Raw genomic sequence first — 16207 nt, forward strand, 5'->3', positions numbered from 1 at the left:
AATGATTCGTATGCAGTTTTTAAATCATAAACGGCGAATTAATCGCACAATCAAACCCATCGCCATCATCATGATCGGCCTGGTGACGGTATTTACTGCTTGTAAAAAAGGTGATAAGACTTTTGAAAATGGTTATGATGATTATTCCGGTAATCAGCCATCCGACTATTTTAAGAATGATTCACTTGGCGTTGACAAGAGTTTCTATGGACGTGCCCGGATTTTCCCAGGGCTGGTTAGTGATGCCCAGCGACGAATAGCAGATACAGTTATTACCTTAAACATGAAATATAGCTATGTTCCGGCCGCTACGCTGGGCGTAAATGCGGTACCGCAACCGATCTTCAGTACGGGTCTTTATGCGGCGCCTGGTGAGCTCATTGAGATCGATGTTCCCGAAAATATCCTTGGCCTAAACGTATATGTAGGTTCGCATCTCGATAATTTGACCGGACAGACCTCGACACGGCGCGACGCATTGATCAGTACGGTCAAAGCCCTGTTTCCTGGCGTTAATACGGTCCGCAATCTTTACGGTGGGTATATTTGGATTAAAGCCGCAAACAGTATCGCCAATCCGGTAACTTTTCATTTCAAAAGGGTGGTGGCAACGAGCGACTACATCTTAGGAACAACAACTGATGTTGCTGCCTGGCAACGCAAGGTAATGGCCTCGGGGGTTCCCTGGCTTGAACTCCGCTCGCAACATGTGGCTTTGTCTGTTTCGCGCGATTGGGTTTTGCAGGGAATCCAGAACGGCACGCTTAACAATATTGATCAAACGATGGCGGAATGGGACAAGGTTATGGTAGAAGACTATTATAAATGGTTAGGATGGACCGTCGGAAATGCCGATGCAACGCATCGTGCACCCGAACTTCCCGAACGAGCCGTAATGGATGTACAAATAGCAGGCAACTCGTTGATTCATAATGGTCAGCCGATTATGGCATTAACCTCTGCTAATATTTTCGACGAATGGGCTAACTACACCACATTATCATCTGGAAATTCTGTGATTACCAACCATGAATTGGGGAGAAATTATAAAATGTCCGCACCAAACTTTTGGTGGAAGTCTGTAGCAGAAAGTGAAACGGTGCAGAATTTTAACTTAATGAAAACAGCATCTCGAAACAATTTGCCTTTTCCCGCCCTGGCGTCTTTAGGCCCTAATAGCCTGAGCACAGTTGGGCCGGTTGCTTTGGCTTTTGCTAACCGCCCGGCAGGAAAATATATGGATAATGATCCGACCCTGGCAGGTGTAGGTACAACGTTCAGGTTGATGATGTTTCTTCAGATTTTCGCAAAATCTGTTAATCCGGCAACTGGTGAAAATGGATTAGGCTTAATTCCATATGTGACTGCCAGGGCACAAACCATCAATAACTGGTCAGTCGATGATCAGACCAAGCGAAATTTCTTTTTTACAGCGCTTTGTGATTATACCCAAAAAGATTATTCAAACTTTTTTGATGCCTGGGGCATCCCACTTAGTACGATCACCCGGGGTAATGTTCAGCAAAAATATCCGCTGTTGGCAGACCCCATCTGGACCTACGATCCGATTAAACAAGTATATGTGACAGATAACTACCCGGTCAGGACAAAACGTATTTACACCAACCGCAGTAACTGGATTATTACCGCAAGCGATAACGCTTCCCAGGAGGGATCAATTGCCGCCATGATAGACGGTATTCCGGAGACCTATTGGCATGCCTGTTATTCGGGTTGTACACCTTTGGCCAGTCCAGCCCCTGTTCCCCATGTGATCAATATCGACATGGGCAGCGTTTCCAAAATAAGCGGGTGTTTCATGGCCTCGCGCATGAGTGGCAGGCAGGTAACGCAGTTTGTGTTTTCTTACAGCAACGACAATATTAATTTCACTACTGTAGGCACTTTTCCGATGCTGAAAATAAACTACAATCAGGAGTTTACTTTCGCAACTGCTGTAAACGCCAGGTATGTCCGTTTTACAATAGATAAAAACAGTTATGACAACACGGCCTTCTCTGCTGTTGCAGAATTAGGAACATTTTATGATGGTAATTAATGCATTACGGCAATTAATCAAAGACATATGAACATGCAAAAAAAAATAAGGCTTAGCATTGTGGCTGCCGTGTTGCTGTTGGGCGCTTGTACGAAATACAATAATCCGGCTGCTAATTTTGAGTTGGACAAGAAAACATCCGATTCTGCTATTGTAAAAAAGGTTTTATTAATCAATATTGATGCCGCTCCAGGCTCGGAGGTTAAGGCCGTTATGCCAGCCACCATTGCATCCTTGCTGCCGAACAGTAAATATTCGTGGACTGGACTAAGCGATTTGCGTACGAATGATGCAACAACCTGGGCAAGTATGGCAACCGGTGTCAATATAGGGAAACATCAAATTACTGATGCCACATTCCAACCGACCAGAGATCCAAATAACCCTTCAATCAGCGCATCGTTTTATCCGACGTTTTTTTTTCGGATCCTGCAGTTAAGACCGCTATATAAGACCCTGTCGATCAGTAGCTGGTCTGCGCTGAATAGCAATCTAATGATCCATTCGGATGCGCAGATCACTCCCGCCAATGATAAAGCCGTTAAAGATTCGGCTGTTGTACATTTACAGAATGACAACCAGATTTTGACCGTTGTCGACTTTCGTGAGGTGGAAGCGGCGGGCCTGAATTCTGGTTTCTCGGCGACGAACCCTGAGTTTGCTAATGCCTTAAAAACAACGGATGGTTATATCGGCGAATTACTTGCAGCACTGAAAAAGCGCAAATCTTATAATAAAGAAAACTGGCTGATTATTATCACTTCAAATCACGGTGCAACAGGTAAAACTTTTGGTGGCTCTTCCGATCCGGAAAGAAACCTGTTCACATTATTTTACAATACGAAATATAAAGGCCTGGAACTAAAGGGGAAAACATTGAACTCACCCAGGTTTAAAAGTGATGTATCAGCCACACTTACAGGCGATCCAACCGGTCTTTATAACATCGGCAGCGGCTCCATGACCGTACAAATGAAAATGAAACTGAATCCTTTTTCCGATGGTACTTATAATGCCGGCGGTAGCTTTTACTTTATGTTAGGAAAAATGACGAATGGCGGTAAACGTGGATTTGGTTTGTTCAGGCAACGGCTGGCTTTATCGGTATATATGACCGATGATTCAAATCATGCCACCCAGCTGGATGTATCCAATACGCTAACTGATGGTTTGTGGCATTCAGTAATCATTACCATGACCACCGACCTTGCCAAACTCACACGGACCATTAAGCTCTATATGGATGGCGCCTTAACAGGATCACTGACAGACATTAGTCTGGGGACCGTTGCCACAATAACAGATACTTCTCCGTTGCAAATTGGCGGGAATAATGCTACTGATTTCAATCTGACTGACCTGCGAATTTACAAACGCATACTCAGCGATGGCGAGATCGCTAATGATGCCTGTTCGCTTGGCAATCCAAATTTAAACGGGTTAACAGGCTACTGGCCATTAACAGATGGTGGCACCACCCTGGCCAATGGCATTTCGGGCAATCCGGATTTTAAAGTAACGGGTCCGATTGCCTATTCTGTTACGGCAAATTCATTAAGGTGTAACCTGGGTGCAGATAACGTAAGTGTACAGAACGTCACGATCGCTCCACAGATATTTTACTGGCTGGGTATACCGATCGACCCTACCTGGGGATTAGAGGGTAGTATCTTTTTGTCAAATTTTGAAACAGAGTTGCAATAATTCAGACCTGACCAGTATACTGATTAGCAAAAATAATTTAGATTTTAAACAGCCGCTATTATTGTACACATGACCATATCTTCCATTCAAAGCAACCATTTCAGGAATCGCATATTTTGCCTTTTACCTATTTTAATATTTTTCGGGCTGCTAAATATTAACAGCCCGGCTTTTTCCCAAATCAATGATCATATATTTCCGCCCGCAGACGCCGCTAAAAAATTCATCAGTTTTGATGCTAAAGGTTTCCTGTTAAACGGAAAACGTACTTTCCTGGTTTCGGCAGGCATGGAGTATGCCCGTATCCCTCACGAACTTTGGTATGATCGCCTCCTTCGCTTGAAAAGAGGTGGCTTTAATTGTGTCGAAGTTTATACGTTTTGGAATTTTCATGAGCCCTTTGAAGGAAAGTTTGACTTTGCGGGAGACCGTGATCTCGAAAATTTTTTAAAAATATGTAAACAGCTTGACTTGTATGCCATTGTGCGGGTAGGGCCTTATTACTGTGGTGAGTGGGATAGTGGCGGTTATCCGATATGGCTACGTTTTAAGGATAACCTGCAAGTGCGTTCTCCAAATGCACCTTTCGAAAAATATATGGATCGGTTTCTTGATCATTTGATGCCTATCGTCAGCCGTCAGCAAATCCATCTTGGCGGCCCGGTTATATTGGTCCAACTGGAAAATGAGCATCCTTTATCCTGGGGAACCAATATACCGAATACCTATTTTAAACATCTGCAGGAAAAAGCATTAGCATTGGGCCTGCAGGTACCGTATTTTTTCAGCGGTCTCAATCATGGTGGCGACCCGGCCGGAAATAAGGTTTCACTGGACGACCCCAAACGACCAAGCCCTTGGTTTACCACCGAATTCTGGAGTGTTTGGTATGATCGTTATGGTTCTACTAAAGCCGACGCAGATACTTTTGGCAGACGAACCTGGAAAATTATTGCCCGCGGTGGCAATGGTTATAATTACTATATGGCCCATGGCGGTACCAATTTCGATTACAGCTTCAGTCACGAAGATGCGGCCTGTTATGATTATGGCGCTGCTGTAGGCCAAACCGGCGATTTGAGGCCTATTTATTATCAGTTTAAACGAAATGGTCTCTTTGCACGTAGTTTTGAACAGATCCTGGAGAACAGTACGGCCGGCCAGGTTCAACAACTCAAGGGTATTGGCAGCAGTTATACGATCAACTCACGCATAAGCACTGCGGGTACCATTTCATTTATCGACAATTATGGTAAAGGGATATTGCCTTATTCAGGTCAGGGACTGGTTGGTGCTAAAGGAAATTTTACAATCAATCTGGAGCCGGGTGAGATTTTGCCGGTTGTCCAAAATTTCAATCTGACAGACAAGGTAACCTTGCTGGGTGCCTATACACGGGTGCTGGGTATCGCCCGGAATGGAAAAACCACTACGCTTGTCGTATATGGTCGCCCAGGCTCACAAGGCTCCTTAAGTTTGCGCATAACAGGCCAAACCAAAAGTGTTGGCCACTTAAAACACCTTTCCAATGGAAAATTACATAATCTTCAGTTAAGCTATGGCAAAGATGCACCGCTTGTGCAGGATTTAATTACTGGTGGGCAAACGCTGCGCATATTGGCACTGAGCACCGAACTGGCAGACCGTTCGTGGTTTGTAGAAGAAAAAAAACAGCAATTTGTGGTGGTTGGGCCGGAATATGTAGCTGATTTTCATATTTCAACCAATCAAGCCATCACGCTAAACACCGAGTATTTCTGGAAGGAAAATAAAAAATTCCCGGTTTGGGTATTCGGCGATCAATTAAAAAAACATATCGTTCCCTCCAGAAATCTGATCTCCAGACCAAATGCAGTGCTTAATAATAACTGGTTAGCAAAATCGGCTTCAGCAGCAGCCTTACCTGATTTTGATGATCGCGAATGGCTGGCAAGCGATAAACCCCTTGAAATGGGAGCCGATAAAGATATTTCTGCCAATGCCTGGTACAGAACCCATATTAAAATCCAAAAAAGTGGCCGCTACAAACTCAACATCAGTAGCGGTGTTGGTCGCTACATTGTGTTCGTTGATGGTAAACGTGTTACAGCTGGTTATAGTGATCAACTTCAGTTTGATGTCGAAACCGGTGACCATATGCTTGCGATTTATGCCGCGCACGATGGCCGGGATAAGCTTTATAACTTTATTGGTTATCTCAGTGAGGTTGACAAGAAAGGCATTGCGGGCGAAGTCATTATGCATCGGGGGGCACCCGGACTCGTTGATAACTGGAAGATGGTTAAACTTGCCGGCGAACGCCATGACGAAAACCAGCCTGTTCCTGATTTTACAAATGCCGAAAGCTATAAAATTGGAGCTGATCCCTTCGGCCAAAAAGCCGGCTTCGCCTGGTTTCAGGCCATAATCCCTATAAAAGATGGTCGTGTGCCGACAGAATTCCGGTTTCGGAGTGTTGATGACAAGGCCGTTGTGTTTATTAACGGTAAGCCCGTAGCCCGGGCAGATGACTGGAATAAACCTTTTACAGCGGTTTATCAGGATGACGGTACCAATAAACCGATTGTGCTTTCCGTGTTCCTGGAGAACCATTATGGGGCCGGTGGCATCGATAAGCCGGTGGAAATTATTTATAATGATGACCTCAAATTAAAGGGTTGGAAAATGAAAGGCGGTCCTGGTGATATGCTTTCTGCTGATGGATGGTCAGTAATCGGATCAACAGAAAAATTTAACCGTCCTTACTTTTATAAAAATACTTTCCGGCTGGAAAAAACAAAGCCCAATAACCATCCCATGTGGCGCATTTCTTTTGAAGGATTAAGCCATGGGTTTATCTTTATTAATGGTCATAACATAGGAGGTTATCCGGAACGTGTACCCATTAACGGTCTTTATATCCCCGAATGCTGGTTGAAAGCAGGCGATAATACGGTAATTATTTATGATCAATATGGTAACCGGCCAGATGCTGTACGTATTACACCGGAAAGTGCCGCCAGCCGGGAAACCGCTACCATCAGGATCAAGTGACGTTTGTGAAAAAAATAATCTCCCTGACAAATGAAAATGTAAATGTGGTAGTTATGCAGTGGTGGTTGGTGATCTCGATGTGGTGGTGCTGGATATCAATAATAGAATTATTTTTTCGGACTGCATCTTGTTGATTGTCAGAAAAATGAATGTTAACGGCTAAAAAAGTCTCTATTTTTTTAAATAATTTTAAATCCTTTTTTTGGATTTGGGAAAAAGAATACTACATTTGCAATCCCAAAAGGGGGTGCCATAGCTCAGTCGGTAGAGCAAAGGACTGAAAATCCTTGTGTCCCTGGTTCGAATCCAGGTGGCACCACTTATAAAACAAAAGCCTTACAGAAATGTAAGGCTTTTTTGGTTTTTGAGTATGTTTATTTAGGTCTCTACATGATATTCATTGTGTTTTTCGGCTATTTCTTTAACCTTATCTAAAGCTTTTGGCCAGGTTTTTTCGAAATAATCTCTCCACTCATCGTTAATATCCATATCAATAAGGAGTTCTGTTTTGCCATCTTTTTCACTGAGGGTATAATTTTCCAGTGTTTCGCCCCAATCCCCGCTTAAGTCTTCCTTACCATCTTTTATTTCGCCCAGGTGTTGGATAGACATGTACCGGTTAGGGATATTTTCTTTAATAACCGCTACCATTCCATCTCCATTATTACCCAGAAACAAGGCCTTGCTTCCTTTTTTCCAATCTGTTTCTACTCGCGATCCTTCCATAAAAGCAGCTGTCCACTTAGGGTAGGTTTCCACGCCAAAAAGCGCATCCCAAACTTTTTCCGCTGTGGCGTTAATTGTGGTTTTAAATTCGATCTTTTTCATGGTTCTTAGATTTTTAAATCAAATAATTAAGTATAACAAATTTGCAGCGAATTTGATTGACTTAAGCGGTGCAAAGGCGACAATATGTGGGGGCAAAAGGACTATGACCCTGACATTGGTTTAATCTAATTATGTTAAAATTTATTAAATATCTCAGCGAAAAGTAATTTAATCGGTAGATTTACGTAATTGACCGATACATATGTTCAAGAGCACAATATTTTGAATTAAATTTAGTTTGTTGGTAGACAAAAGTTTCTTTCCGAACAACTTAACTATTGCCCAATACGTATATAAAAGATAATATTATCACAATTTAAATGAGAAATAAGATATTCCCTTACCTGGCTGCGCTGGGTTTTTTAAGCTTTGGGGTCATTACTGGCTGCAAAAAGAGTAACCCTGTGCCTGATGAGCCCGTATCTCCGCCAGTTGTGACAACGCCTAGCGGAACGCGGGAAGAATTGACTAAAGATTCTATTTTTTTATACGGTAAAGAACTTTATTACTGGAATACTTCGCTGCCAACCTATGAGGTGTTTAATCCGCGTGCATTTAGTTCGAATGAAGCTGAATTATATGCCATGACACAATATTCTTTGGATCCGGCAACGGGAAAACCATATGAATTTGTAAGCACTTCTTCTGGCGAGCCTAAATATTCGTTTTTCGATTATACGGCAGCTACATCGGGGAAAACAGGTGCACTTAAAGCTGATGTAAATGGCTCAGCCAATGATTACGGTTTTTCTGTTCAGTATCAGTATAATAGCACTACCGATTTAAGGGTAAAATATGTTTATCCTAACTCACCGGCAGCAGTACAGGGCTTAACACGTGGTTGTAGGATAACCAGTGTAAATGGAAGGACAGATCTGACCTATCCTGGTGCCGTTAATTTTTTAAATAATGCCATTTTTGGTACAAATGCAACGGTGACTTTGGCTTTTAATGATATTGATGGCAATCCAAAAACGGCTGTTATATCTAGCAGTTTGTATACGGTTAATCCAATATTGTTTACCCATGTTTATACGGTTGGCACCAAGAAAGTGGGTTACATTGTATTTAATAGCTTTACCAATAATGCCTCTACGGCCATAAATACAACCTTTTCTAATTTTGCAACCCAGGGGGTAAGTGAATTGATTATTGATTTACGCTATAACGGTGGTGGTTATGTTTCAACAGCTACCCAGATGATTAATTTAGCCGCACCAGCAGGAGAAACAGGGAATACGATGTTTACTTCTTATTACAATGCTTATCTGCAATCGATCACGAGTGCGCAGCGCAAAGCTTCCGTTTTGGCACACCAGCCATTGTTAGATGATGCAGGTAAATTACAAACCTTTACCACGGGGGTAAACGGAAAGTATGCCACTTATGCCGACTTAAATTATTCGCCTACAGCTGCTGATAATATTGAGAAATTTGCAAAATCAGGTAGTTTAAACTTAAACAGGGTTTATTTTATAGTAACCGGATCTACGGCATCTGCAAGCGAGTTAACCATTAACAGTTTGAAACCGGTAATGGATGTAAAGCTAATTGGCAGAACAACCTATGGTAAACCTGTTGGTTTCTTTCCGATCAGAATAGATAAGGTGGATATGTATATTCCCGAATTTGAAACCAAAAATAAACTCGGAGTTGGTGGCTATTATTCTGGTTTGACGGTTGATAAAGAATCAGCAGAAGATTTAAGCAAAGCGTGGGGAGATGAAACAGAAACTTTATTGGCTTATGCTTTGTTGTATGCCAAAAACGGGAATTTTGTGACTACAGCAGCTAAAACAGCTAGCTTAAGTACCACTACAACAGCACTGCCGCCAAAACTTTCGGTCGCAGAACTGAGGGCGCTGGATGAAAAACTGGATCCTAAAGGAATTAAGGGAATGATTATGACACCTGATAAAAGATTTTAATCAAGTTTTTAACGAAAATGCCCGCTTAACATGTTTGTTAAGCGGGCATTTTTATTTGTGGTGGTATTTACAATAATATTTTACTGCTGATATCTTTGTTAATGGTAATGTAACCTGGATATTTAACAGGCGTATTGCCGAGCATAAAGGTTGGCTTTATTTTAATGGTTAATAAACCTAGCTTTTCATCTTTTGAAGATGATCCTTTCTGAGCGGCTTTGATAATATCGTTAAAAACGTTTCCATTAGATACTAATCCATAAATATTGCTTACCAGCTGCACCGGAACAGTAACCGTTTGACCTTGTGCAATACTTACATTTTGATTAACGATGCCTTCTGCCAGATCGGTGTTATTAACCAATATTTTATATTCGAACTGGTTGATGGCTGCCAAATTGCCTGATGGGTTGGTTATTTCTAAATTCAGATTGGCCCTAAGTGGAATGTCTTTTCTTAGCAGGCCAAGGGCAACCCCCGGTAAACTGGTTAAGCTAAAACTTTGCTGGTCCATTAATTTTTTAACGTCTGTGCCTGCAATCGATACCTGTTGTACACCTGTAATTTTATAAGTGCAGTCTTCCAGGGCTTTTATCTGCTGGGCCTGCCTGTTTATTCCGCAACCGAAAAGGCCAACAGTTAATAGGCATACTAATAATCCATGTTTCATTTTATGTGTGTTAGGTGATTGTATAAGTACCCAAAAATTTGGATATTGATATACTGCAAACATAACGCCAAAATAATAAATCTATTTCAGAACGCTTAGGTTAATTCAAACTGATTGGTTTCAAAGTTTGGTTAATCGGGTAATTGTTTAAACCGGTTAACTGAAGATCAAATCATAACAATTTAACAGTCTATCAATTTAAACAATTAACCTAACCGCGCAAGAATTAACCTAAACCATTAACTTTACAAAAAAAAATAAAAAACATGGCCATTACCATCCGGAAGATAACTGCAGCAGATAATACGGCTACGGCTGAAATGATCAGGACGATTTTAAGAGAATTTAAAATAGATAAGCCGGGTACGGTTTATACTGATCCGACAACCGATGAGCTGTCTACAGTTTTCGAACACCCTCAATCGGCTTACTGGCTTGCCGAAGAGGATGGACTTATTATTGGCGGCTGTGGCATTTATCCAACCGGAGGTTTGCCGGATGGTTGTGTTGAGCTGGTTAAATTGTATACCTCGGCATCTTCACGCGGAAAAGGTATCGGCAAAATGCTCATGGAAAAAAGTATAGAATCGGCCCAGCATTTTGGCTATAATGAGATTTACCTGGAATCGTTTCCTGAACTTACCCGGGCAATTGCTATGTACGAAAAAGCAGGATTTAAAAAACTCGCTGCACCACTCGGTAATTCAGGGCATTTTGCCTGTAATGTTTGGATGCTGCTGGTGCTTTAGTTTTTCTGATGGTGTAATATCGTCGAAATGATAACTGTTTTTTATGGATATGGCTAATGGCGCAGAACCCTGTCCATTTTCCATCTTACATTTTCCATCATCATCACCTACTCTTTAAGATTTATTAATACTAAGGGAATATTGGGCCGCTAGCTTTGCTTTTTATAAAGCGGCATCCTTTGAGCAATTCATTACTTTCATCTTTACAGCACGGAAACCATCAGGCTATGGAAGAAATCTATCGTAGCTATTGGGAAGATGTTTTTGATATTGCCCTCAAAAAAACCGGAGATGAAGCCGTCGCACAGGATATTACGCAGGAAATTTTCATTTCCCTCTGGGAAAACCGGGCGGCAATTAACTTATCAGGAAGTCTGGGTGCTTACCTGCATGGTGCTGTAAAATACAAAGTGATTAATTATTTCAGGTCGGGGAGCGTTAAAGCGCAGCACCAAACTGCACTTATAACACTTATGGATGAACAACATACGGCTGCCGCAGATGATCAGCTGATTTTAAAAGAGCTGCATTTAGAAGTAGACGCAGCTATAGCGCTCTTGCCAGAGAAAATGCAACTGGTATTTTCAATGAGCCGGAAACAGGAAAAATCCATTAAAGAAATCGCCTCAGAACTTGATGTTTCTGTACAAACGGTAAAAAACCAGATCTCTGCTGCCCTGAAACTGCTGAAAAAAAGCCTTTCCTATATCCTGCTCATCGCGGCTTTGATTGGCTTAACATAAAGTTAATTTATAGATAACATTTTTGGTTAGTACCCATCTGCTTTTCAACTGACATGTATTTAAATGACAGAAGAACAGGCAAAGGAGCTGCTGCAGAAATATCTCGATAAGCAGGCAAATCCAAAAGAGCAAAAAATAGTTGAAGCATGGTATGACACGCTCAGTCAGGAAAATATTGAACTTAATGCAGAGCGGAAAACAGCAATAGGGGAGCAAATGTTCGTTCACCTTAAAGCCGCTATGTATAAAAAAACAGGCAAGGTATTCAAGCTTAGCCCTTTTATCAGGATTGCCGCTGCAGTGTTGGTTCTTATTACATTGGGTGTAACCATCTGGAAGCTCAGTGCGCCGGTAAAATTTATTGAAGATCAGCTTACCGTAATTACCGGAGCTGCAGAGCGAAAACGCATTACTTTATCAGATGGTTCGGTGGTTTTGTTGGGTTCTTCTGCAAAACTTAGTTACCCCAAAGTATTTGCCTCAAACAGCCGCCAGATCGAACTAAAAGAAGGTGAAGCTTTTTTTGATATTGTCCATCAGGCGAAAAGACCATTTACGGTACATACCGCATCAGGTATAAATATCAAGGTGCTGGGGACTTCATTTAAGGTGAAGTCTTACCAGGCCAGTAAACAGATCGAAGTTGCCGTAGTTACCGGAAAGGTTGCCGTGAGCAATAAAAAAGGAAATCTGGCCACGCTCATCAAAGATGAGTGTTTAACCTATGATAAAAATGCGGGCAGTGCAGCAATCAGTAAAATCAAAGCAGCTGCCTTTGTTGAACTTGCTTTTGACGGCGCAACTTTAGAACAGGTAATCAGTAAGCTTCAATACGTGTTCAGTATTAAAATTTTATTGGGGGATGCCGCTTTAGGCAAACTTAAAAGTACAGCTGTTTTTACCAGCAGGCAATCGCTGGAAGAGATTTTGGACATTATCTGCAGCCTCCACCACCTAAAATTCAATGCATCAAAAAATCATAAAACATTTAATATATACAGATGAGATAAAGGTATGATATAGCAATCATCTGCGGTACCGGTTAGATCGGTCATCGTAATCTTTCTTTCTGACCATAGGCGTCAGCATAATTAAAGCTTTACAAATAAATAAAATCAAACAAATTAAACAATGAAAACTACCTCCCATAAGAGGACACCAGCTCTTTATAAGATCATGAAATACTCATGTTTAACATTTTCAATCCTCTGCATATTTTGCAGCTCGATATTGGCTTCTGCTGGTATGGCGCAAAAGTTAGAGAAGACAACGGTTAGTATTACGATTAACAAAGGCCGTAAAATAACCGAAATTATCAAAGAAATCGAGTCGCGCACCGGATTAAGCTTTGTATACAATCCCGATCAGCTACAACAGAAAAATATGTTTGTAAGTGGCGATTTCACCACAGAACCCGTAAGGTCATTGCTGGATAGGCTGGGCTTGCAGGTTTTAGAAAAAGGCGGTTATGTCATATTAAATAATGCCGTTTTTAACAAACCCGACCGTATTATTACCGGGATAGTAAAAGACTCGACAGGTGTAACTTTACCGGGTGTTTCGGTTAAAGTACTGGGTACACAAAGCGGAACCATAACTGATGGTAATGGTGCTTACCGTATTGAGGTGGGCGCTGATGCTATACTTTCATTTTCGATGATCGGTTACCGTACCAAAGAAGTAAAAGTTGGCGAAAACCAGGTAATCAATATGGTGTTGAGCGAAGAACGTTCTACACTTGCCGATGTAGTGGTGGTAGGTTACGGTACGCAGAAAAAGGAAACCTTAACGGGTGCAATTACCATTGTGGGGCTGGATAAACTTTCTTCGCGCTCACTGAACAGTGTAGGAGAGGTGCTGGCAGGAAAATCACCCGGGGTAATTGTAACCAATGAGGGTGGCGATCCAACGGCTACACCACGCATCAACATTCGCGGTGCCGGAGGTATCAACGGAGAAAGTGTACTTTATGTAATTGATGGGTCTATTTTTCTGGGTGTGCCACAGCTTAACCCCAATGATATTGAATCGATTTCTGTGCTAAAGGACGGCGCGAGCGCAATTTATGGGGCAAGGGCATCAGGTGGGGTAATATTGATTACCACCAAAAAAGGTAAAAGCGGTAAAATGCAGATCAGTTTTGATGCCAAGTTAGGGCAACAAAGCGCATGGCGAAAACTAGAACCATTAAATGCTCAGCAACGGGCACAGGTAGCCGCCACTGCAGCCAAAAACGGAGGTACAACCATATTGCCTGCTTTTGATGCTTCGAAATATCCTGATGGGCAGGTTACCCGCACCAACTGGATGGACGAAGTTTTTAGAAATGGAATGGTACAGGATTACAATGCCGCTATAAACGGTGGCAGTGAAAAATCTAATTATTACCTAAGTTTCAATTACCGTAATGCCGAAGGCATCGTTTTAAACACCCAAACCAAACGCTACAATTTCAGGATCAATACCGAACATGAGGTAACCAACTGGTTAAAAGTAGGCGAAAACCTATCGTACAGCAGTACCAATGGAAATGGCGCCAATACCAGTAGCGATTATACCGGTGCTTTGCTTTCTGCGATTTATTATCCAACCAATGGAACGCCTTACAATGCCGATGGCAGTTTTGCAGGTTTACCGGGCGGGCAATATGCAGGCGATTATGGTGATATTGTGAACCCTGTTGCCGATTTACAACGCATCGATATCAATAACCCAGTAAATGTGTTGGTGGTTAATCCCTATGTTAATGTTAAATTGATCAAAGGTTTAACTTTTAGGTCTAATTTGAGTATCACCAAATCAGACGCTGCTTTTAAAAGCTTTACGCCCAAAAGACCTGAGGTGGGGAAACCGGTATTGAGCAATAGTTTGCAGGAAAGCAGCAGCCGCAGTAACGATTTTCTTGCCGAGCAGGTGTTAAGCTATAAAGCAACTTTTGGCAGTCATCAGCTCGATCTTACAGGTGGTTATTCTTTTCAGAAAACAAAAAGTAACAGCTTATCAGCTTCCGGAGCAGGTTTTGATGACGAATCGCCGCAATATAGGTATCTGGTAAATGCAACCGTGATACAGCCTTCGGTTAGCGGGATGTCTGAACAGGCACTTTCTTCATTGTTTGTTAGGGCCAACTATAACTATAAAGAAAAATACCTGCTCTCGTTAATCGGGCGCCGCGACGGATCATCGCTGCTCAGTAAAAATAACAGGACAAAAAATTACGGATCGGCTTCTGCAGGATGGGTAGTGAGCAAAGAAGACTTTCTTAAGGATGCTTCCTGGCTGAACGAACTGAAACTGAGAGGCAGCTATGGCATATTGGGCAATTTAGCATCGCTTAATGCTTCGGCAGTAAATCCATTATTAAGTGCTACCCAAAGTTATTTCGGGCAGACACCAACGCTACAAAATGGTTATGTACAGACTGTTCTGGCCAACAAAGATTTAACATGGGCAGAATCAAAACAAACAAACTTTGGTATTGATGTAGCTGTTCTGGGCAGATTAAGCCTGAATGCAGATTATTTTATCAAAGAAACCAATAAAATGATCCTGACGAGATCGTTGCCTGGAACAGCTGGTTTAAATACACAAACCATCAATGCCGGGATTGTAAAAGATAAAGGCATAGAATTGGGCTTAACTTACAATAGTGATAAAAACGCCGCATTTACTTATAGCGTAAACGCTACTTTAACCAAGGTTAACAACAAAGTGCAGGAGCTTGCTCCAGGATTAGAAAATATTGCAGTAGGTACCAATTTCCGTAACGAACTTGCTCCACTTACCATCAGGGTAGGGCAACCATTATACAGTTACTATGTGTTAAAAACTGATGGTATTTTCCAGAGTCAGGCTGAAGCTGATAATTATAAAAATGCGAAAGGAACTAAAATTCAGCCGAATGCAAAAGCGGGTGATTTTAAATTTGTTGATATCAATGGTGATGGATCTATTGATGGAAACGACCGTTATTTCGCAGGCAGCGCTTATCCCGATTTCACTTATGGCCTGAGCTTTAATGCGAGTTATAAAAATTTCGACATTAATATTTTTGCGCAGGGCGTACAGGGGAACAAATTGTTTAATGCCGTAAAACGTACCACGTATAGCGCCAGCGGTCCATCGTACAATAAATTGGTGGGTATCCTGGATGCCTGGTCGCCGGAGAATCCGGGTGGAAAAGTGCCGATCATTTCAACGAGCGATGCCAATGGAAACTTTAATGCTTCCGATTTTTATATCGAAGACGGTTCTTACCTGCGTATCCGTAATGTAACACTGGGTTACAGTTTGCCAAAATCGCTTGCCAATAAATTGAAAACAGGAGGGGTAAGGATTTATGCCACTGCAAATAACCTCTTTACCATTACAAATTATTCGGGTTTCGATCCGGAAATCGGAATGGACAATAACGGACTGGATGTTGGCCGTTATCCACAGGCAAGAAGCTTTATCCTTGGTTTAAGTGTAAATCTATAATCACCAATTATAAC

10 protein-coding genes and 1 tRNA gene are annotated in these 16207 nt (G+C 41.9%); 9 read left to right on the forward strand and 2 right to left on the reverse strand.

Going from position 1 to position 16207, the window contains the following annotated elements; all coding sequences use genetic code 11:
- Nucleotide 1: 1 nt before the first annotated feature.
- The 4 genes from CA265_02535 (at nt 2) to CA265_02550 (ending at nt 7115) form a co-directional block, all read left to right on the forward strand.
- Nucleotides 2-2059, forward strand: a complete 2058-nt coding sequence (locus CA265_02535; protein ID ARS38618.1) for a hypothetical protein — start codon at nt 2-4, stop codon at nt 2057-2059.
- A gap of 27 nt (nt 2060-2086) precedes the next feature.
- Complete coding sequence (locus CA265_02540; GenBank protein ID ARS38619.1) at nt 2087-3763, forward strand: hypothetical protein; 1677 nt, start codon at nt 2087-2089, stop codon at nt 3761-3763.
- A gap of 69 nt (nt 3764-3832) precedes the next feature.
- A complete protein-coding gene (locus CA265_02545; protein ID ARS38620.1) occupies nt 3833-6796 on the forward strand; it encodes a hypothetical protein in 2964 nt (987 codons plus the stop codon).
- Nucleotides 6797-7042: 246 nt separating this feature from the next.
- A tRNA-Phe gene (locus tag CA265_02550) sits at nt 7043-7115 on the forward strand.
- Nucleotides 7116-7174: 59 nt separating this feature from the next.
- Here the strand turns inward: CA265_02550 and CA265_02555 are convergent.
- The gene (locus tag CA265_02555; GenBank protein ARS38621.1) at nt 7175-7624 is read right to left on the reverse strand and encodes an ATPase; all 450 of its coding nucleotides are present in this window, start codon (nt 7622-7624) and stop codon (nt 7175-7177) included.
- A 320-nt stretch (nt 7625-7944) separates the two neighbouring features.
- Here CA265_02555 and CA265_02560 point away from each other — a divergent pair, with 320 nt between their 5' ends.
- A complete protein-coding gene (locus CA265_02560) occupies nt 7945-9552 on the forward strand; it encodes a hypothetical protein (GenBank protein ID ARS38622.1) in 1608 nt (535 codons plus the stop codon).
- Nucleotides 9553-9619: 67 nt separating this feature from the next.
- Here the strand turns inward: CA265_02560 and CA265_02565 are convergent, their stop codons facing one another.
- Nucleotides 9620-10222 (reverse strand): hypothetical protein, encoded by a 603-nt coding sequence (locus CA265_02565; protein ID ARS42865.1) that lies wholly within the window; start codon nt 10220-10222, stop codon nt 9620-9622.
- Between the two features lie 266 nt (nt 10223-10488).
- Here CA265_02565 and CA265_02570 point away from each other — a divergent pair, with 266 nt between their 5' ends.
- The 4 genes from CA265_02570 to CA265_02585 all read left to right on the forward strand — a co-directional run bounded on the left by CA265_02570 (nt 10489) and on the right by CA265_02585 (nt 16193).
- Nucleotides 10489-10971 carry a GNAT family N-acetyltransferase gene (locus CA265_02570; protein ID ARS38623.1) on the forward strand — a complete coding sequence of 161 codons (483 nt, stop codon included), beginning with the start codon at nt 10489-10491 and terminating at the stop codon, nt 10969-10971.
- 227 nt (nt 10972-11198) lie between these two features.
- Entirely contained in the window at nt 11199-11714 is a 516-nt protein-coding gene (locus CA265_02575) for a hypothetical protein (protein ID ARS38624.1), read from the forward strand.
- A 63-nt stretch (nt 11715-11777) separates the two neighbouring features.
- Nucleotides 11778-12719 (forward strand): hypothetical protein, encoded by a 942-nt coding sequence (locus CA265_02580; GenBank protein ARS38625.1) that lies wholly within the window; start codon nt 11778-11780, stop codon nt 12717-12719.
- A gap of 222 nt (nt 12720-12941) precedes the next feature.
- Entirely contained in the window at nt 12942-16193 is a 3252-nt protein-coding gene (locus CA265_02585) for a SusC/RagA family protein (GenBank protein ARS42866.1), read from the forward strand.
- Nucleotides 16194-16207: the final 14 nt, after the last annotated feature.

This window comes from Sphingobacteriaceae bacterium GW460-11-11-14-LB5 (genome assembly GCA_002151545.1).
Lineage (GTDB): Bacteria > Bacteroidota > Bacteroidia > Sphingobacteriales > Sphingobacteriaceae > Pedobacter.